Source organism: Paenibacillus sp. GCM10027630 (genome assembly GCF_042676305.1).
Classification (GTDB): domain Bacteria; phylum Bacillota; class Bacilli; order Paenibacillales; family NBRC-103111; genus Paenibacillus_S.
Genome location: NZ_JBHTGY010000035.1, coordinates 50,182 through 68,208 on the forward strand (window position 1 = coordinate 50,182; position 18,027 = coordinate 68,208).

Here is an 18,027-nt window from a genome sequence, read left to right on the forward strand (position 1 = left end):
AGGCATAAGTGAGGAAGCAGCATGAACGGATTGGATTGGGCGGCCGTTGTTTTAACGGTAGCTGGCACCATGTTAGGGTATTACCGTGGGTTAGTCAGTCAGCTAGTATCCGTCGCAGGTTTATTTATCGCTTATGTTGTGGCATTTGCCTTTTATCGCGATGCAGCACCTTGGATTGCCGGGGTGCTGTCTTTGCCTTCATATGAGACCTACAAGAAATATGAGTTTCTTGTCAAAGGACTTAACCTGGATGCTTATATGTACAATGCCATTGCGTTTGCTCTGCTGCTTTTCGGGGTAAAGCTGGCACTAAGCATAGTCGGGCGGGTACTGAACTGGATAGCATTGACACCGGGAATCAAAATGTTTAACAAATGGAGCGGCGGTTTGTTAGGCTTCGCTGAAGCAGTGCTGCTTGTAATTATTGCTGTACAAGTAATGACCGTTATTCCGAATGATACGGCACAACGCTTGTTGAAGGGATCCACAACGGCCCCGTATATTTTGAACGCATTGCCTTCTGTCACGGATAAGCTTCATGAGCTGTGGAACAAGAAAAATGTGTAGTAGTAAGGTTGAGGGCATTATACAGTCCATATCATCCATATAGTAGCCATTGTTAATGGAAAAACGGTTTTATGCGAAATGATTCGCGAACAAAACCGTTTTTTTATTTTGAGTTTTTCTGCAAAATGAAGCCATAGCACCTATCGTGAAACTAACCGAATTTTATAATAGCTATCATATATATATGAATACATTCATTTGAAATTAGGGAGGGAAGTAATGTGATACAACGTACTCTTCGGCAAGTAGAAGAAATGTGTTTCGGAGAAGGCTTGGAGGACTCATTTTTAGAAACAGTGGTTCAAGGCGTTTCTATAGATTCAAGAACTATTGAAGCGGGGTCTTTGTTTGTGCCCATTGTCAGGCTGAAAAACGGGCATGATTACGTTAAAGAGGCCATTCTAAAAGGTGCCGCGGCGTCACTTTGGCAAAACGATCAACCTGATCCGCCTCAAGACATTCCATTAATCTTCGTAGATGATTGCGTAGCAGCTCTTCAGCATTTGGCGAGTTCTTATCGAAAGGGCTCCCGAGGGATGCAATTAGAGGAAATTGTTTGGGAACTTTCTTAAGAAATAATGGTGTTGAACTCTTATTCGCACAAAAAAAGCCGACTTCCCTGCTGCAAGCTTGAGGGATAGTCGGCTTATGTAATTACATGGATTGGTTAGGCTTAGCTTAGCTTTCAACAATCAGCTTGGATTTCATAGTCATGTGTCCTTGACCGCAAGGGACGGAGCAAATGATGTCATAAGTGCCTTCTTTGTCGGCTTTGAAGGTTGCTGTCTTGGTGTTGCCGTCAAGCTTAACGCTCAAGCCTTTAATTTCAACGCCATGCATTCCTTCTTTGTTCTCCAGGGTAACTTTGATATCCTGGCCTTTTTTTACTTTGTATTCAGCTTGGTCAAATTTGAAATTCGATGCAACGAGCTTTAAATCTTGCGAAGCCGCGGAGCTTGCACCGCCTGCTGCTCCAGCAGGAGCGGTTGGCGCTTTTGCCTCTTCTTTTTTACCGCAAGCGGAAATCGCGAACACCAAACATACAGCCATGGCTAATACGATTAATTTTTTCATCAAATAACCCTCCGTTATAAAAATAAATTTATTTTATAACGCAATCTTACATGATCTGCGCAGGGTTTGCAGTGACAATAAGGTGACAAAAAAATGATGTATTTACGAACAAAAACCAGCACTATGCGATTAATCATGGACAATTGTCGGATTGTATGTACAACGCTACCTATACAAAAAAATCAGCCTTGCGAGATGATCCCGCAGGCTGATTTTTTCGCTGTCCATCCACAAGCACGCGATTAATTGCGTTTCTCGTGACCGGAGAGGCCTTGTTCAAAGGGAGTTTTGACTGGGATGAACAAATCAATTATCCCGATGACCAGTGCCGCCAGCAGCGCACCAATAATACTTGTCGTAACACCGCTGACTATAAATTGTGCAAGCCAGATGATGACCGCGCTTGTAATGAAACCTACAATTCCGCGGCCGAATGGTGTAATTCGTTTGCCGAATATACCCTCAATGACCCAAGCGGCAACTGCAATGACCAATGCCAAGAAAAAGGCACTCCAGAAACCGCCAACTTCAAAAGCCGGAACGATAAAGCTCACAAACATTAGCACCAAAGCAGATACGATAAACCGGATTAAATGTCCAATCAAATGCATCGCTGATACCTCCTTTTGGGAATAGCGGATCGTGATCCGCAGCACGTTATATTGGCTTTTGTTCGTCAATGTGTTCGACATCGTTTAATCGGTGCACATCATATTATGTTCCTTGTGAAAACTGCTTATGTAGACCATTATTTGGTCGCTGCAGGGCGAAAATGACTTTATTTGAAAATTAGCTAATCCCTCTTGTCTTGGATATAATATAATAGAGAGAAGTTTTTACAATATCAGGTATATTGGCATTAAGCTTTAGTTGCTAAGCGAATATCCTGTGTATAGGAAAGAAAGGCAGGAAGCGGAATTGAACAGCAAAATATTAAAGACATTGGATTTCTCCGCCATTTTACATAAATGCGCCCATCATGCGGCGACAAGCTTAGGCAAGGCTCGCCTGGAAAAACTATTGCCCAGCGGGGATTTTGTAGAGGTTAAGGAACGCCTGAAGGCTACGGATGAAGCCGTAAATGTAAACAGGCTCAAAGGCAGTGCGCCATTTGGCGGCATTCGGGATATTACAGCAGCTGTACACCGCGCCAGAATCGGGGGCATGCTGAATCCGGCTGAGCTGTTTGATATAGCCAATACGATCTCGGGTGGCCGCCGCTTAAAACGGTTTCTAGAAACCGTACATGAGGAGTACTCGATTCCGCTGCTGATCGCACTTACGGAGTCGATAGCTGATCTAAAGACTACTGAGGATAAAATTAAGCTGTGCATCGACGATAACGCCCAAGTAGTCGACTCAGCGAGCGCTGAGCTTGCGCGGATTCGTCAAGAGCTTCGCGGCAGCGAAACTCGGGCACGTGAACGGCTGGAGCAAATGGTCCGCACTCCATCGATTCAAAAGATGCTGCAGGATAATTTGGTTACGATTCGGAATGACCGTTATGTCATACCCGTAAAACAGGAATACCGCGGCCATTTCGGCGGGATGATTCATGATCAGTCTGCTTCAGGAGCAACGCTGTTCATTGAACCCGAGCAGGTTGTCCAATTGAATAACAGAGTGCGCGAGCTGAAGCTTAAGGAGGAGCGGGAGATCGAGAAGATCCTGCAAATACTGACTGCTTTGGTCGCTGAGGTGGCTGACGAGCTGTTTGGGAGTCTGGATGTTTTGGCTGAGCTGGATTTCACATTTGCCAAGGCCGGGCTTGCTCATGAGATGAAAGCAACGTTGCCTATGCTGAATGACCGTGGATTCATTAAGATAAAGCGCGGCCGTCATCCGCTTATTGCTGCAGATAAGGTAGTGCCTCTAGATATTGAGCTGGGAAATAATTATACAACTATAATTGTTACCGGCCCTAATACAGGGGGGAAGACCGTATCCCTCAAGACGATTGGCTTACTTTCTCTAATGGCTATGTCAGGACTGTTTGTATCCGCGGAGGAAGGCAGCCAGCTTTGTGTTTTTGATGCCATCTATGCGGATATTGGAGACGAGCAAAGTATTGAGCAAAGCTTAAGTACATTCTCAAGCCATATGACCAACATTATTAGCATTCTTAGAGATATGACTCCGAAAAGTTTGGTGCTGATGGATGAGCTCGGAGCAGGAACCGATCCGGCTGAAGGCTCCGCGCTTGCTATCGCTCTGTTGGAGTACATACACAGGATGGGCTGCAGAATTGTTGCAACCACTCATTACAGCGAGCTGAAAGCTTATGCCTTCGATCGTCAAGGCATCATTAACGCGAGCATGGAGTTCGATGTGCAAACGTTGAGCCCTACTTACCGCCTGCTTGTAGGCGTTCCTGGGCGAAGCAACGCATTTGCCATCGCCGAGCGTCTCGGGCTCGCGAAATCCATCATCGACCATGCCCGCGGGCAGGTCGGCGAAGAGGAGCAGCGCGTGGAATCGATGATCGCCACGCTTGAGGAGAATCGGCTTATCGCAGAAGCCGAGAGGAACACCGCCGAGCAGCAGCGCCGCGAGGTAGCGACCTTGCGCGCCCAGCTGGAGGCGCAGCAGCAGCGCTTCGAGGAACAGCGCGACAAGCTGTTCGAGAAGGCTGAGCGCGAAGCGCAAGAGGCGGTGGCCAAGGCGCGCCGCGAGGCCGATGAGATCATCGCTGAGCTGAGGCGTATGCAGCGTGAAGCGGTTCTTGGCGTTAAGGATCACCACTTAAGTGATGCGAAACGAAGATTGGATCAAGCAGCACCGGAGCTAAGAAAGAAAAAAGCTACGGTAAAGAGCGGCTCCAGCAAGCCTGATAAGCTGCAAGCGGGCGATGAAGTATTGGTGACGAACTTGCGCCAAAAAGGCCACATTGTAGAATTAGTAGGTGACCTTGAAGCAACCGTACAGCTTGGCATTATGAAGATGAAGGTGCAATTGGCCGATCTTGAGCTGATTAAAGCAGCCCCAGCGCCCAAGAAGCAGCAGGTAGCTGCCAGCTTGAAGCGGACGCGAGATGAGAACGCGCGAATGGAGCTTGATCTGCGCGGTGCTAATCTGGAGGAAGCCATGATAGAAGTCGACCGTTTCCTTGATGAATCGTATTTGGCGAATTTCGGCAATGTGTACATTATTCATGGAAAAGGAACGGGCGTATTACGAACGGGTATCCAGGAATTTCTGCGTAAGCATAAGCATGTCAAGAGCTATCGAATCGGCAGTTACCACGAAGGCGGTATGGGGGTAACAGTAGCTGAGCTAAAATGACAAAAAATTTTTGAGACGCTCTGAAACTCCTTTTCTTTTTATACGTATGTATAGTATGAAAAACATCCACATCATTGTTAATGCAGTTCCCTCAATTTATATGAAAGTTTTTTCTTGAAACATCAGAAATAATACAAGCTTCTCGAAAAGGTTTAATTCTGATGTTATTATAAAATTAATAAATCATGGGAGGAAATAAACAATGGGAATTTTTAAAAGATTGCGTGATTTAACAGCGGCTTCGATCAATGATTTGCTGGACAAAGCTGAAGATCCAGTTAAGATGCTTAACCAGTTTTTACGTGATATGGAAGAGGACATCAACGAGGCCGAGGTTGCGGTAGCTAAGCAAATCGCCGTTGAGAAGAAATTCAAACAACAGTTTGAAGAATCAAGTGAAATGGTAACGAAGCGTGAAGAGCAAGCGTTGAAGGCTTTGGAGCAAGGCAATGAGGATTTGGCCCGCAGAGCGTTGCAGGATAAGAAAGAACATCAAATTCGTTTTGATGAAATGAAGAAGCAATACGATATTGCCAAAGGTAATGCGGACCGTCTTCGCAATCAGCTGAGTGAAATGAAAGACGAGCTTACCAAAATGAAGAATAAAAAGGATTTGTTGGTAGCACGTGCAGAAGCAGCAAAAGCTCAAAAGCAAATCAATCAAGCAATGTCCGGATTTGGTGTCGATAATGCTTCAAGAGGCTTTGACCGCATGTCGGAAAAGGTACTGCAAATGGAAGCAGAAGCGGAAGCTAGCAATGAGCTTCGTTCCAAGGATCGCAGCCTGGATGACGAACTGAATCAATTAAATAAAAGTGACGGTCTTGATGATGAGATGGCCGCTCTCAGAGCCAAGTTGCAAGCAAAGAAAGAACTTTAAATTTAATATGGAGTTGCTTAAGGAGGCTGGGGCTTTTGCCACAGTCTCTTCATCCGTTATAATGGGAAGAGAATCCAATCGCCAGACTACTTGTCTATGAGGGTGAGGTTTATACGATGAATGAAGAGGTGGATGTGTTGTTAAGCAATCCGTATATCGAGACATTGGCATTCTTTTCAGTGGCTGTTGTAGCCTTGGTTGTATTTTTGGCTATATTCGAGCTGGTTACAAAGTACAAAGACTGGGAAGAAATTAAAAAGGGTAATTTATCCGTGGCAATGGCAACCGGGGGTAAAATATTTGGGATATGCAACCTCTTTCGTTTTGCAATCTTAAATAACGATTCTATTCTTCATTCTTTACTATGGGCTGGATACGGCTTTATTTTATTGATGGTTGCGTATTTTATTTTTGAATTTCTGACTCCGTATTTTAAAATTGATGATGAGATCCAAAAGGATAATAAAGCCGTCGGTTTTCTTTCAATGATTATTTCGATTTCGATTTCTTATGTCATTGGCGCCAGTGTTTCGTAATTGGTTTGCAGACAGCCCGGGAGGCATAGCATGAAATATTTGTGGGGAACCTTATTTGCTTTGGCGCTTGTTTTTTTAGGCGCAGGGATCTATTATTTTATTAATCACGCATAGTAAGTATTAGTAGTATTAGTATGAAGAAACCGGAGGAATGATGATGACGCAGCTTGACCATCTGTGCCCTTGGTGCCAAACCGAGATCGTGTGGGACCCTGAGATCGGGCCGGAGGACACGTGTCCTCATTGCTATAATGAGCTTGGTGAATACCGCAGCGTATCTCTGAAAGTGAAGTCGGACGGGGAGCAGCTCTTATATGACGAAGATGAAGAGGAATTGGATGAAGAAGATATAGATGACGATGATTTGGAGGACATGGAGGCGGATACCTTCGATGATTACGAAGAAGGTGTTCAGCGGGTTATGGATACACAGGAAGAGGCTCCCGAATGCTCGTCCTGCCATAGTCTGATGCTGTTTGCCGGTACTCAAACAATGGAGCCTGGTTATACGCCGGTTGTCCCCTCCAAGCTTAAACAGCCTTTGTTGAAACCATCCCATACATCGAAAGTATACGTATGTCCGTCCTGTTTTAAAATAGATTATATTTTAGCGGATGATGACAGAAATGCTATGATACAACTATTGAAAGAGCATGGCAAAAGTTAACTGAAAATCATCAATCTATAAAAGGGAATTCAGGGCGCTTCGGTGTCGAGGAATTCCCTCTTTTTGTCATTCGGTCATGTTTTATGGGGGAATGGGGAAGGTTAACTTAGGACGTCATATCTCTCAATTACAGGTGGATACATATGCATTCTGGAACTAAGGATTTTCCACAAAAATGGGTGCGGAGTTCGGAAAAACGGCCTTCATGGAATTACCGGGGCAAGCATACCAACTCCACTTCTCCCTCTCAGAAAAAGGAACCATTGACCTCTCAATCGCGTCTGCTGTTAACGGTTCATGGCTTGTGTGCTGTTGCTAATGCATTGTCCGGTACCTTCGTGAATGTGTACTTATGGAAAGCCCGGCAAGACTTTCTCGTGCTTGGCTGGTTTACACTGGTGAATCACGTCGCAATGGCGCTCACCTTCTGGCTCGCGGGCAAATGGGTAAAGGAGCATAATAAAATGAACTGCCTGCGGGCAGGTGTTGCGGTATCGGCGATATTTTATATGCTGGTGCTGTGGTTTGGCGGACGTGCCGTTGACTATTATTTGTTGTTAGGCGTTATTCAGGGGATGTCGGCGGGATTTTTCTGGCTGGCGTTCAATGTCGTTTATTTTGAAGTAACCGATCCAGGGAACCGCGACCGATTTAATGGCTGGGCTGGTTTATTAGGTTCTGGGGCGGGCATGGTGGCCCCTTGGATTTCTGGCTACTTAATCGTGCATATGAAGCAAACCAGCGGCTACCGGCTTATTTTTACCATATCCTTAATTGTATTTGTGCTTGGAGTAATAGTCAGCTTTTTTCTGAAAAAGCGCAAAGCCGAGGGTAATTACGAGTGGCTACTGGCAGCGCGCTGCTTACGGGAAAAAGGAACGGCTTGGCGGACCGTTACCGCGGCCTTGATTGCCCAAGGGGTTCGAGAAGGGGTTTTCGGGTTTATGATCGCGCTGCTCGTATATGTTCATACCGGAAACGAAATGAAGCTGGGCAATTTCTCGTTAGTTACATCGACCGTAGCCTTGTTCAGCTTTATGTTTGTAGGGAGATTAATAAAACGCAAGCAACGTAAAGGGGCCATGCTCATCGGGGCAATAATGATTGTACTGGTGGTTGTTCCATTTTTCTGGAAGGTGAATTTTACGACTTTGTTGATATTTGGTGTTGGTGTCGGGCTATTTTTCCCCTTATACTCGATTCCGATTACATCCTCCGTGTTTGATTTGATAGGGGGCAATTCAGACAGTGTAAAACGTAGGGAAGAATTTATTGTACTGAGGGAGCTTGCGTTGAATGTTGGCCGTATACTGGGCTCTGCTGTGTTTATTATCGTTGTATCAATGACGAAAGAACCGCTGGCGTTGAATTTGTTGCTGCTGGGAATTGGGAGCTCTCCACTAGCGGCCTGGTTTTTTATGCGTAAAGTTCATGTCCAGGGCGGCCAAGAGAATGCAGCGAAAGCCGATACTGGGTAAAATGTAACTGTAAATAAACACCGCTCACCTTAAGCAGAAAAGTCAGCGTTCATTAATGAGTGACGGCTCTGACATTCTGCAAGAGGTGAGCGGCTGTATGTAGAGTTGATTATATGAACGGGTTAAACAGCAGGCGGTTCCATTCCCATTAGCGACCATTCATCTCTCGAAGGGCCGTATACTCCTGGAACATTGAGACCGGCTTGCCTCATAAGGATGGTCATTTGTCCACGATGATGGGTTTGATGGCTGATTAAAATTTGCAGCGTGACTCCGTTGGGCCATTGCTCGCCGTACATATCTACTTTTTCCAACAGATTGGCATCTGTCCATTGGGTTTTGATAGCGCTTATTAAGGCTTCGCTTCCGGTACGGTAAGCATCCAAGATTTCCTTTGCGGTTTCAGGTACTTGATCTTCATGTTCAGTCGGTGCAAAATCCAGACCGGTGCGGGATAACATCTCATGCAATGTGGTAGTAATATGCCAAGCGATCCTGCCTAACGTTCGGTCTTGCGGAGTTACTTCCTGCTGCAGGGATGCATCTGTAAGTGCCTCGAAAATTTTTAGAGTAGAAGCACTTTCATGTCCCCAGGTTTGCTCAAAAGCGGCGATTGAAGTAAACATTGATCAGGCCTCCTAAGGCATATTGATTTTGGGTGTGACAACTATTGAGCAGATAAGGCTGAAGCTATGGAAATATTCGACAATTGAATGCTAATTCCTGTCTTTTGACCCCAAATCTATTCATAAGTTATTATTAATTCTTGACAAAAAAATGTGTCTCGATACAATAAGGTCGGTAGACTTATCCGGAAGCTAGGATTTGAGCAAATGATGGGGAGGAAGCAGCATGAATAAAAACAGTAGAATGGTAAACAGCATTACCGAGCTCATTGGAGATACACCGGCTGTACGGATTCGCAGACTGGTAAGTGAAAATGATGCAGAGGTGTATGTAAAACTGGAATATTTCAATCCGAGCGGCAGCGTTAAGGATCGAGCGGCTTATAATCTGATTGTTCAGGCGGAAAAGGATGGGCTTCTCAAGCCAGGGGCAACGATCATTGAACCGACCAGTGGAAATACGGGTATTGGGTTGGCGATGAACGCGGCTGCGAAGGGCTATAAGGCTATATTGATCATGCCGGATAATATGACCAAGGAACGCATTAATATATTGAAGGCTTATGGCGCACAGGTTGTACTGACGCCGGCCGCAGAACGGATGCCAGGAGCGATCCGTAAGGCTCTGGAGCTGCGGGATCAGATCCCTGACAGTTTTATACCGCAGCAGTTTGAAAACAAGGCAAACCCTGATATTCATCGGGTTACAACCGCAGTTGAAATTATCGAGCAGATGGAAGGCAAGCTCGATGCATTTGTCGCGACATCCGGTACGGGAGGAACGATAACAGGGACCGGTGAGGTGCTTCGCGAGAGGCTGCCGGGCATCCGGATTTATGTCGTGGAGCCCGCTGGCTCACCGGTGTTGTCAGGCGGACAGCCTGGGCCGCATAAGCTGGTAGGAACAAGCCCCGGATTTGTTCCGGCGATATTGAATACGAACGTATATGATGAAATCGTTCAGGTTGCCGATGAAGATGCGATTAGCACAACCCGCGACTTGGCGAGCAAGGAAGGGATATTGGTTGGACCATCCGCAGGCGCATCCGTGTGGACGGCGCTGCAGGTAGCCCGTAAGCTGGGTAAGGGTAAGCGGGTGCTTTGTATAGCTCCGGATACAGGCGAGCGATATTTGAGCATGGATATCTTTTGAGACCCGCTGCCAGATAATAGGTTATTAAACTTGTATCGAAGGTATAACATTTCAATAAGTTTAGTTCCAGGAGAATGCTTCCTGGGACTTTTTTTTTAAGTTTACACAAAACTAATTGAATAAATATTCATCATTATGTATAATTATGAATATAATAACTAATAAAAAATTATTGGAAGGTGGAGTCATCATCATGAAAATAGCATTAGATAACGAGCTTCCCGGATTAAATGAATATAAGCAATTACTTTCCTCTATGGAGGACAACTCGATGGATGCAGGACAGCAGTATGAACAGTATTGCAACAGTCGTTATGTACTTGCAGCTTATGATCAAGGTCGGCTTGTTGGAATAGGCAGGGTTGCCGATGAGAATGAGGTCAATCAAACATGCCATATTACAATGCTGCAGAACTACCGGGTTCGTGATGTTGATACGTATATGCGCAAGCTGCTATTTGCCAACCGCATAGGTTGACTCATGCAGAATAGATTCCATTCGATGCCTCATAGCATCTAATAAAGCCCAGGGCAGACGGGAGCCGGAGGGCTTTTTTCGGTTGAGTGGCAAGTATAAATTTTCATACTTTGAAGCGTTCAGATCATGCCAAAAGAGCTGATCTTTGAGGACTGTGACGGCACAGTGAAGCACATAATTGGCCCTATGCCGAGCTTTGCCAATTTTATTTTGCAATAAGCGGCTAATTGGGTGTAATATGTAGTAATAATCTTTGAATCCAAGGATTTAATGCTGCTGTAAATAGGAGGACTATCAACCAATGGAACAATTTAAAATGCGCATTATCGAATTATTAAAGGAAGACGCGAGAAGAACACCTGGACTGATCGCAACCTTGCTGGGAGCCTCGGAGGCGGAAGTGGCGGAAGCGATCCGGGAATTGGAGGCGGCGCACGTAATCGTCAAATATGCGACAGTTGTCAATTGGGCGAAGGTCGATGATGAGAAGGTTACAGCGCTAATTGAAGTGCAAATAACGCCGGAACGCGGCCGCGGGTTTGATGCGATTGCGGAACGGATTTACTTATATCCGGAAGTGAAGTCTGTATTTTTAATGTCAGGCGCCTATGATCTGCTCGTTGAGATTGAAGGTAAAACATTGAAGGAGGTCGCCTCCTTTGTATCCAACAAGCTTTCTCCTATCGAACGCGTACTATCTACCAAAACCCATTTTGTATTAAAAAAATATAAGCAGGACGGCATAATCTTTGAGGATAGAGAAGAGGATCCCCGTCTGCTAATCTCCCCGTGAAGGACGATGAGCTATGATAAAGCAGAACCAAATACAAGGATCATCTAATAAAACTATGAGCGGTTATTTAGCTCCTTTGGTGAGAGAAATACCCCCCTCAGGTATTCGTAAGTTTTTTGATCTGGTTAGTGCTAGTAAGGAAGATATCATTTCTCTAGGCGTAGGAGAACCGGATTTCTGTACGCCATGGCATGTACGTGAAGCATGCGTGTATTCGCTGGAACGGGGTAATACCAAATATACCTCCAATGCCGGACTTTACGAGCTGCGTGAAGCTATTGCCGAATACTTGTACGATTCGTTTCAGGTCCCTTATGAGCCTTCTGATGAAGTTCTGGTTACGGTGGGCGGCAGTGAAGCGATTGATTTGGCATTGAGAGCGTTGATCGTTCCGGGCGATGAAATCCTTATTACAGAGCCATGCTATGTTTCATACTCCCCAATTACCAGAATTGGCGGAGGCATTCCTGTCGGTATTGAAACCTTTGCTAAGGATGAGTTTAAATTAACGCCTGAAGCGTTAAAAGCAAGTATCACTCCGAAGTCAAAGGTACTGATCTTATGCTACCCAAGCAATCCGACAGGCGGTATTATGAGCTATGAGGACTGGCTGCCGATTGCCAAAATTGTAGAAGAGCATGACCTCTTGGTCATATCCGATGAAATATATGCGGAGCTTACTTATGAACAGAAGCATGTGAGCTTTGCCGCTATGCCGGGTATGCGGGATCGGACCATATTGGTCAGCGGGTTCTCCAAAGCATTTGCCATGACAGGATGGCGTATGGGCTATGCTTGTGGTCACCGTGATTTGATCTCGGCCATGCTTAAAATACATCAATATTCAGTAATGTGCGCTCCAGCTATGGGGCAGGTTGCTGCTCTTGAGGCGTTAAGAAACGGTATGGATGAAAAGGACCGAATGATTGAGTCTTACAACCAACGCCGTCGTTTGGTGGTGCAGGGCTTTAGGGAAATCGGACTAAAATGTCATGAGCCTCAAGGAGCATTCTATGCTTTCCCTTCAATTGCTTCTACAGGCCTAGGTTCGGAAGAATTCGCCCAGCGTTTGCTGCATGAAGGCAAGGTCGCTGCAGTGCCCGGAGGAGTATTTGGCCTTGGTGGAGAAGGGTTTCTCCGGTGTTCTTACGCATCTTCAGTGAATCAATTAATTGAAGCGATAGACAGGATTGGGAATTTCTTGAGAAAATTGTAATTTCGGCATCAAACGACAAAAATAGCCATTTCCAACCTCGTGAAAAACTGGTATCTTTATATAATAAGAGTTTCATAGATTTGGTCATATATGAGACTTTATATCTAAAGATATGCATCAAGGAGGGATGAATAGTGGCTTTTCCGGAATATCAGCTTCGGCATTCTCTAAATGTTGGTTGGATTCGTGAAAAGGATCAGCAGGCCAAGTGGTTTTTTGGAACAAAGAAGCAATCATCTACCGTCTTATCTTTAGAAGAAGAAATTTACCATTTACGTCGTGACTTAGAGCAGCTGGTCCATCATGAGAAGAGTTTAACCTCTCCGAAGGTAGTGGAAATCAGCATGATGCTCGATACTAAAATAAATGAATACATGACTCGAACTAAGAGGAACCGATAACTCGGTTCTTTTTTTAATCTTAATAGAACTTATATGTTTCGGGGCTCCCCGCAAAGTATCTGAATCAACTTCGAAGCAAAACCCCACTTTGTGGGGATTTTTTAATTGATAAACATTTAAAGGAGGGGCTGGCCGCACAGCGTAGAACATGAGAGGGAATTGCTGTGGGGTGGAGAAGCCTAAGCGTCCGCTTTTCGGAATGCTTTTTTATTTTTGTTTAAAGGCCTGCTTAGAGCGCAATTTTTGTAGAAACTACTTTTTTATGGTAAGATGTGAGTTGTGATTTATAGGATCGGACCGTGTATCGAACAGTTACTACCTATGCATAAAAGCAGTGTTCCTAAAGGGAATACTTGCAGGAGGAGAACAGATGAAAAGGAATTTCACGTTAATTATTATGTTGTTATCATTATTTGCATTGGCAGGCTGTGGTGGAGGTCCGAAAGCGGATGTTCCTATTTTTATGATGGCTCAGAACGGGGTTCCTAATGAAATAGCGGACAAACTGCAGGCAGATTTGAAAACTAAGGTAGGGGAAGCTCCAACAGTAAGTGTGCTGACAACGCCTATTTTTTCGATGGAGAAGCTGATTGTCGAAATTGCTGCCGGGGATAATGGAATTCTTATCGTACCGATGGAGCAGTTTAAAGCAATTGGTCAGCAGGGCGGTTATGTGAGTCTGGATGCTGTTGCCAAGGCGGAGGATTTTCCTGAGGGTGTGCTTGAGCTGCCTGTAGATAGTAAGGATAGTAAGGAAGGCAAAAAAGAGAAGCACTTATATGGCATTCCTTTGGAACATACCAAGTGGTTTACGGATCTTAAAGTGAACGGTAAGGATTTAGTTGCTTTTGTGCCGGCTAACGCTAAAAATCAAGACAAAGTCATGCAGGTTATAAAAGTAATTGCTCAGAAGTAAGTTTTCGAGTTTGCGAGCTTAGAGAGCTTCTAAATAATTTTATAAGCTTTGAACAGGTGCCTGTGAGCAGATGCCCATAGGTTAAAAGGGAAGCCGGTGTGAATCCGGCACGGTCCCGCCACTGTGAATGAGGAGTTCCTCAAGAAAGCCACTGTTCTGTGTAAGGAACGGGAAGGCGAGGAAGCTTCATACCCTCATGAGTCAGGAGACCTGCCTGTTCGGATAGAGACTGTCTCTTTCGAGGAAAAAGGAGCGTCACGCACAAATGATCAAGGGCTCAACCTGAGCCTTTCTTGTTGTTTGAGGCGTTTGCGCCCTTTGGGTCCTTTTGGTTAAGGAGCTGGAGGGTTTTTTCGTGTAAAAGAGGGAGTCAGTTCTATACATAACGGTGTAGGCTGAGTAATTAAGTAAGGGGGAAGACATGAATATTTTTAGAGGAAGCAAATGGATCATCGGCTTGCTGGGGCTTGCTTTGATAGGAAGCCTTGCCGGATGTGGTGGCACACCAGCACCTGGAGGTTCGACCAAGGCAGGAGATACCAAGCAGGAGGGGCAAGCCCAAGCCGGACAAGGTCAGCCGGCAGCTCCGCCAGCTAATGCTAGCAAGGCAACCGTTTATCCCTATAAAGTTAAGGATGCGACAGGAAAGGAATTTACCTTTGATAAGGCTCCTGTTCGAATTGTTTCTGTATCGCCAAGTGAGACTGAAGCGCTGTTTGCACTCGGTTTAGGGGATCGAGTAGTTGGAGTTTCGGATTTCTGTGACTATCCTGCCGAAGCAGCGTTGAAGCCGAAGATGGGCGGTATTGTGAAGCCGAATGAAGAGTCGTTGATCGCAGCGAATGCGGATATCGTGCTTTCTGGAGTTTCCCTTAAAGTCCCGGTTGTTGAACAGCTGAGAGGCTTGAAGGTTAATGTGTTTAAGGTCGAGCCAAAAACGATGGATGATGTGATGAACAACCTGCTGATGTTTGGTCAGTTGTTTGACAAGCAGGGGCAGGCGGAGGCGCTTGTTGCATCCATGAAGGAAAAGCGCTTGAAGGTCACCGATGCTGTAAAGGATTTGAAGCCTGAGCAGAAGAAAAAGGTATTTATAGAGTTTTCACCAGGCTGGACGGTTGGAAAAGGTGAGTTTATTGATGAGTTGATTACGTTGGCCGGAGGCATTAATGTGGTTTCGGACAAACAAGGTTATATGGAGATTAATGGGGAAAAAGTAATTGCAGATAACCCTCAGGTTATTTTGTACCCAGACAATTTAATTGATGAAAAATCAAAAAAGACATTGGATCAGGTGATTAAGGAACGCAGCGGATGGGGAGGGATTGAGGCTGTTAAGACCAACCGCTTTGTCGGCTTGGATAAAAATCTTATGAGTCGTCCCGGTCCTCGTATGGCTGATAGCTTAGTCGATATTGCCAAAGGAATTTATCCGGAGCTGGTGAAGTAGATGAAACGTAAGCTGATGTTGTGGGGAGGAGTAGGGATGCTTCTCCTTCTTCTTTCCGTTACGGTCAGCTTGTCGATTGGAACAGTCCGGCTGCCGCTTGTACAGGTATGGGGGATATTAGCCCACCATTTGCCGTGGATAGGTGTAAATGTTCCCGTCGATTGGCAGCCAGCTGCGGAGCAAATTATATGGCGGGTACGCTTGCCCAGAGTGCTGCTGGGAATATTGGTGGGCGCAGCGTTAGGTGTAGCTGGAGCGGCATTTCAAGGAGTGCTGCGCAACCCGCTGGCAGATCCATATACGCTGGGAGTTTCCTCAGGCGCTGCTCTAGGGGCATCGTTTCTAATCTTGTTCGGCTTGCAGTTTGCTTTTTTTGGCTCATGGACGGTACCTATTGTCGCTTTTGCCACAGGAGCAGTTTCACTGCTAACGGTTCTGCTGCTGGCGAGAACGGATGGAAGGCTGAAGATGGAGACTGTGCTTTTGGCAGGAGTGGTGCTGCATTCATTTCTGGGCTCCTTCGTGTCTTTAATGGTTGCCATGTCAAAGCAGGTTATTAATGAAATTGTATTCTGGATGATGGGAAGCCTGTCGCTAAGAGGCTGGTCGTATTCACTTGTGCTGCTTCCTTATTTGGCTGTTGGCGCCATCATACTTCTGTCATTTGGAAGGGCTATGAATTTGTTTGCGTTGGGTGAAGCGCAGGCAGCACATCTGGGGGTTCGTGTTGAGCGGACCAAGCTGATTGTGCTAACCGCAGCAACTCTAGTTACAGCGGCTGCCGTATCGGTATCAGGGGTTGTAGCGTTTGTTGGTTTGATTATTCCTCATTTGCTGCGTTTGATAATAGGACCGGATTATCGGCTGCTGCTGCCTTTATCTCTGTTAGGCGGGGCGATCTATGTGCTATGGGCTGACACCTTGGCCAGAATGCTCTTGAGCCCTACGGAAATCCCTCTTGGGGTTGTTACCGCTTTTATGGGAGCTCCTTTCTTTGCTTATTTACTCAGGAAAAATAAACGGTCAGTCTGAGTGCAAGTTGCTTGGGGCTGCAACTGGGGAGGTGTGATGCAGTGGCACTCGTGCAGGTGAGTAATGTGTGCAAAATATACCAGGAGCAGCGTGTGCTTAAGCACGTAAGCTTTGATATAGAAGCCGGGGAATGCTTCGGCATCCTTGGTCCTAACGGCAGCGGGAAATCTACGCTGCTGAAGCTGTTGTCGGGCATCGAGGCGCCGACATCAGGGCATGTGCAGCTGGAGGGCCGCGCTGCACACGATCACCCGCGCAAGGAGCTGGCGCAGTGGATGGCAGTGCTGCCGCAGGATGCGCTGCCGCCGCTCGGCTTCACCGTGCGCGAGATCATTGGAATGGGCCGCTACCCATTCCAGAATTGGTTCGGCATCGAGCTGACCGATGCGGAGAGCTTGGTGGACTCCATCATCGAGCGTCTGCAGCTTGGAAAGCTGCAGCACCGCGCGGTGGATGGACTAAGCGGCGGCGAGAGGCAGCGCGTTGCCTTGGGCAAGGTGATGGCGCAGCAACCGCGCCTCTTGCTGCTCGATGAGCCGACGACATTCTTGGACATCGGCTATCAGATGCAGATGATGGACTGGATCAGCAGCTGGCAGAAGGAGACAGGACTGACGGTTATTTCAGTGCTGCACGACTTGAACCTGGCTGCACAGTATTGCGGGCGGATGATGATTTTGCAAGAGGGTCGAACTGTGGCAATCGGTCAGCCTGACGATGTAATCCAACCTGATCTTTTGGAACAGGTATACGGTACACAGCCGATCGTAATGCGTCATCCGATACTCGGAGTGCCGCAAATTTTGCTTCAGGCGGATAGAAGATGAGAAAGATGGAAGATGAAAGATGAAAGATGAAAGATGAAAGATGAAAGATGAAAAGTATTTGGAATATATTAAGTCCGTTTAGCGTTTAAGGAAATCGCCCCTTCTTGAAAAATTAGCATCAAGCTTTGTTGAAGTTACAATAACACTAGCTGGTGGAAGAAGGAGCGACTAATTTTTGTGTGATCGAACTCTGATAACTGATAGGTAACCTAGAAGGAAACCTAGCAGGACGCATGAGAAATAGGCAGAAAAAAATTAGCAGGAACTACGCAGAAAAAAATTAGCTGGAACTACACAGAAATTAGCAAGAACTACTCAGAAAACTAGCAGGAACTAGGCAGAAAGCTAGCAGGACTACACAGAAAAGAATTAGCTGGAATATCTGGAGGTATTTTATCTGTATTAAGCATTTTTTGAGCATTTAACTGGAAAAACGGGTGCTAATAATTCGAATTTCAATCATTTCACAATAAATACCTAAGATTAGCGTGAGGATTTCCTGTTAATGTTCTAAAAAATGATTTTGAAGTGATATTAACAGGAGGTTTTCCACTAGCGTTGCATCGAAGCTAACACACAAATATTAATTGTATAATTTACTATTTATGTAATTATATATTATATTTTCATGGACAAAACATAAAAAAATCT

General features: G+C 45.7%; 19 protein-coding genes and 1 riboswitch. Of the genes, 16 read left to right on the forward strand and 3 right to left on the reverse strand.

Features of this window, described 5'->3' with window-relative positions:
* The first annotated feature begins 21 nt into the window (after window positions 1-21).
* Window positions 22-567, forward strand: a complete 546-nt coding sequence (locus tag ACFQ0C_RS16980) for a CvpA family protein (RefSeq protein ID WP_379368257.1) — start codon at window positions 22-24, stop codon at window positions 565-567.
* A 221-nt stretch (window positions 568-788) separates the two neighbouring features.
* On the forward strand, window positions 789-1,139 hold the full coding sequence (locus ACFQ0C_RS16985) for a Mur ligase domain-containing protein (RefSeq protein WP_379368258.1): 351 nt from the start codon (window positions 789-791) through the stop codon (window positions 1,137-1,139).
* Between the two features lie 106 nt (window positions 1,140-1,245).
* On the opposite strand, the gene ACFQ0C_RS16990 is transcribed toward ACFQ0C_RS16985, so the two are convergent.
* Both ACFQ0C_RS16990 and ACFQ0C_RS16995 read right to left on the reverse strand, forming a co-directional pair.
* Complete coding sequence (locus tag ACFQ0C_RS16990; protein ID WP_379368259.1) at window positions 1,246-1,641, reverse strand: cupredoxin domain-containing protein; 396 nt, start codon at window positions 1,639-1,641, stop codon at window positions 1,246-1,248.
* A gap of 242 nt (window positions 1,642-1,883) precedes the next feature.
* Window positions 1,884-2,252, reverse strand: coding sequence for a phage holin family protein (locus ACFQ0C_RS16995; RefSeq protein WP_258218036.1), 369 nt, complete (start codon window positions 2,250-2,252; stop codon window positions 1,884-1,886).
* A 307-nt stretch (window positions 2,253-2,559) separates the two neighbouring features.
* Between ACFQ0C_RS16995 and ACFQ0C_RS17000 the strand changes: the two genes are divergently transcribed.
* The 5 genes from ACFQ0C_RS17000 (at window position 2,560) to ACFQ0C_RS17020 (ending at window position 8,484) form a co-directional block, all read left to right on the forward strand.
* The gene (locus ACFQ0C_RS17000) at window positions 2,560-4,923 is read left to right on the forward strand and encodes an endonuclease MutS2 (protein WP_379368260.1); all 2,364 of its coding nucleotides are present in this window, start codon (window positions 2,560-2,562) and stop codon (window positions 4,921-4,923) included.
* A gap of 202 nt (window positions 4,924-5,125) precedes the next feature.
* On the forward strand, window positions 5,126-5,803 hold the full coding sequence (locus ACFQ0C_RS17005; RefSeq protein ID WP_258218038.1) for a PspA/IM30 family protein: 678 nt from the start codon (window positions 5,126-5,128) through the stop codon (window positions 5,801-5,803).
* A 116-nt stretch (window positions 5,804-5,919) separates the two neighbouring features.
* Window positions 5,920-6,339 (forward strand): DUF350 domain-containing protein, encoded by a 420-nt coding sequence (locus tag ACFQ0C_RS17010; RefSeq protein ID WP_258218039.1) that lies wholly within the window; start codon window positions 5,920-5,922, stop codon window positions 6,337-6,339.
* A 157-nt stretch (window positions 6,340-6,496) separates the two neighbouring features.
* On the forward strand, window positions 6,497-7,006 hold the full coding sequence (locus ACFQ0C_RS17015; RefSeq protein ID WP_379368261.1) for a hypothetical protein: 510 nt from the start codon (window positions 6,497-6,499) through the stop codon (window positions 7,004-7,006).
* A gap of 143 nt (window positions 7,007-7,149) precedes the next feature.
* Window positions 7,150-8,484: an MFS transporter gene (locus ACFQ0C_RS17020; RefSeq protein WP_379368262.1), complete on the forward strand. Its 1,335-nt coding sequence runs from the start codon at window positions 7,150-7,152 to the stop codon at window positions 8,482-8,484.
* A 122-nt stretch (window positions 8,485-8,606) separates the two neighbouring features.
* Here the strand turns inward: ACFQ0C_RS17020 and ACFQ0C_RS17025 are convergent, their stop codons facing one another.
* The gene (locus ACFQ0C_RS17025; protein ID WP_258218042.1) at window positions 8,607-9,110 is read right to left on the reverse strand and encodes a DinB family protein; all 504 of its coding nucleotides are present in this window, start codon (window positions 9,108-9,110) and stop codon (window positions 8,607-8,609) included.
* A gap of 226 nt (window positions 9,111-9,336) precedes the next feature.
* Here ACFQ0C_RS17025 and cysK point away from each other — a divergent pair, with 226 nt between their 5' ends.
* The 9 genes from cysK (at window position 9,337) to ACFQ0C_RS17070 (ending at window position 17,376) form a co-directional block, all read left to right on the forward strand.
* Window positions 9,337-10,263: a cysteine synthase A gene (gene cysK / locus ACFQ0C_RS17030; RefSeq protein WP_379368263.1), complete on the forward strand. Its 927-nt coding sequence runs from the start codon at window positions 9,337-9,339 to the stop codon at window positions 10,261-10,263.
* Between the two features lie 193 nt (window positions 10,264-10,456).
* Entirely contained in the window at window positions 10,457-10,741 is a 285-nt protein-coding gene (locus ACFQ0C_RS17035; protein WP_258218044.1) for a hypothetical protein, read from the forward strand.
* Between the two features lie 301 nt (window positions 10,742-11,042).
* A complete protein-coding gene (locus ACFQ0C_RS17040) occupies window positions 11,043-11,534 on the forward strand; it encodes an Lrp/AsnC family transcriptional regulator (RefSeq protein ID WP_258218045.1) in 492 nt (163 codons plus the stop codon).
* Window positions 11,535-11,547: 13 nt separating this feature from the next.
* On the forward strand, window positions 11,548-12,750 hold the full coding sequence (locus ACFQ0C_RS17045) for an aminotransferase class I/II-fold pyridoxal phosphate-dependent enzyme (RefSeq protein WP_308862429.1): 1,203 nt from the start codon (window positions 11,548-11,550) through the stop codon (window positions 12,748-12,750).
* A 134-nt stretch (window positions 12,751-12,884) separates the two neighbouring features.
* Window positions 12,885-13,151, forward strand: coding sequence for an aspartyl-phosphate phosphatase Spo0E family protein (locus ACFQ0C_RS17050; RefSeq protein WP_258218046.1), 267 nt, complete (start codon window positions 12,885-12,887; stop codon window positions 13,149-13,151).
* Between the two features lie 370 nt (window positions 13,152-13,521).
* Window positions 13,522-14,067, forward strand: a complete 546-nt coding sequence (locus ACFQ0C_RS17055) for a hypothetical protein (RefSeq protein WP_379368264.1) — start codon at window positions 13,522-13,524, stop codon at window positions 14,065-14,067.
* A 37-nt stretch (window positions 14,068-14,104) separates the two neighbouring features.
* A riboswitch (cobalamin riboswitch) is annotated at window positions 14,105-14,299 on the forward strand.
* 189 nt (window positions 14,300-14,488) lie between these two features.
* Entirely contained in the window at window positions 14,489-15,517 is a 1,029-nt protein-coding gene (locus tag ACFQ0C_RS17060; protein WP_379368265.1) for an ABC transporter substrate-binding protein, read from the forward strand.
* Window positions 15,518-16,549, forward strand: coding sequence for a FecCD family ABC transporter permease (locus ACFQ0C_RS17065; RefSeq protein WP_379368266.1), 1,032 nt, complete (start codon window positions 15,518-15,520; stop codon window positions 16,547-16,549).
* Between the two features lie 41 nt (window positions 16,550-16,590).
* Entirely contained in the window at window positions 16,591-17,376 is a 786-nt protein-coding gene (locus tag ACFQ0C_RS17070; protein ID WP_379368267.1) for an ABC transporter ATP-binding protein, read from the forward strand.
* The last annotated feature ends 651 nt before the right edge of the window (window positions 17,377-18,027 follow it).

Bases quoted from the DNA above. Each gene is read 5' to 3' on its own strand.
- ACFQ0C_RS17045 (WP_308862429.1), top strand. From the start codon at position 11,548: ATGATAAAGCAGAACCAAATACAAGGATCATCTAATAAAACTATGAGC.
- ACFQ0C_RS16990 (WP_379368259.1), bottom strand. From the start codon at position 1,641: ATGAAAAAATTAATCGTATTAGCCATGGCTGTATGTTTGGTGTTCGCG.
- ACFQ0C_RS17060 (WP_379368265.1), top strand. From the start codon at position 14,489: ATGAATATTTTTAGAGGAAGCAAATGGATCATCGGCTTGCTGGGGCTT.
- ACFQ0C_RS17040 (WP_258218045.1), top strand. From the start codon at position 11,043: ATGGAACAATTTAAAATGCGCATTATCGAATTATTAAAGGAAGACGCG.
- ACFQ0C_RS17025 (WP_258218042.1), bottom strand. From the start codon at position 9,110: ATGTTTACTTCAATCGCCGCTTTTGAGCAAACCTGGGGACATGAAAGT.
- ACFQ0C_RS17015 (WP_379368261.1), top strand. From the start codon at position 6,497: ATGACGCAGCTTGACCATCTGTGCCCTTGGTGCCAAACCGAGATCGTG.
- ACFQ0C_RS17010 (WP_258218039.1), top strand. From the start codon at position 5,920: ATGAATGAAGAGGTGGATGTGTTGTTAAGCAATCCGTATATCGAGACA.
- ACFQ0C_RS17035 (WP_258218044.1), top strand. From the start codon at position 10,457: ATGAAAATAGCATTAGATAACGAGCTTCCCGGATTAAATGAATATAAG.
- ACFQ0C_RS17055 (WP_379368264.1), top strand. From the start codon at position 13,522: ATGAAAAGGAATTTCACGTTAATTATTATGTTGTTATCATTATTTGCA.
- ACFQ0C_RS17065 (WP_379368266.1), top strand. From the start codon at position 15,518: ATGAAACGTAAGCTGATGTTGTGGGGAGGAGTAGGGATGCTTCTCCTT.
- cysK (WP_379368263.1), top strand. From the start codon at position 9,337: ATGAATAAAAACAGTAGAATGGTAAACAGCATTACCGAGCTCATTGGA.
- ACFQ0C_RS16995 (WP_258218036.1), bottom strand. From the start codon at position 2,252: ATGCATTTGATTGGACATTTAATCCGGTTTATCGTATCTGCTTTGGTG.
- ACFQ0C_RS17020 (WP_379368262.1), top strand. From the start codon at position 7,150: ATGCATTCTGGAACTAAGGATTTTCCACAAAAATGGGTGCGGAGTTCG.
- ACFQ0C_RS17005 (WP_258218038.1), top strand. From the start codon at position 5,126: ATGGGAATTTTTAAAAGATTGCGTGATTTAACAGCGGCTTCGATCAAT.
- ACFQ0C_RS16980 (WP_379368257.1), top strand. From the start codon at position 22: ATGAACGGATTGGATTGGGCGGCCGTTGTTTTAACGGTAGCTGGCACC.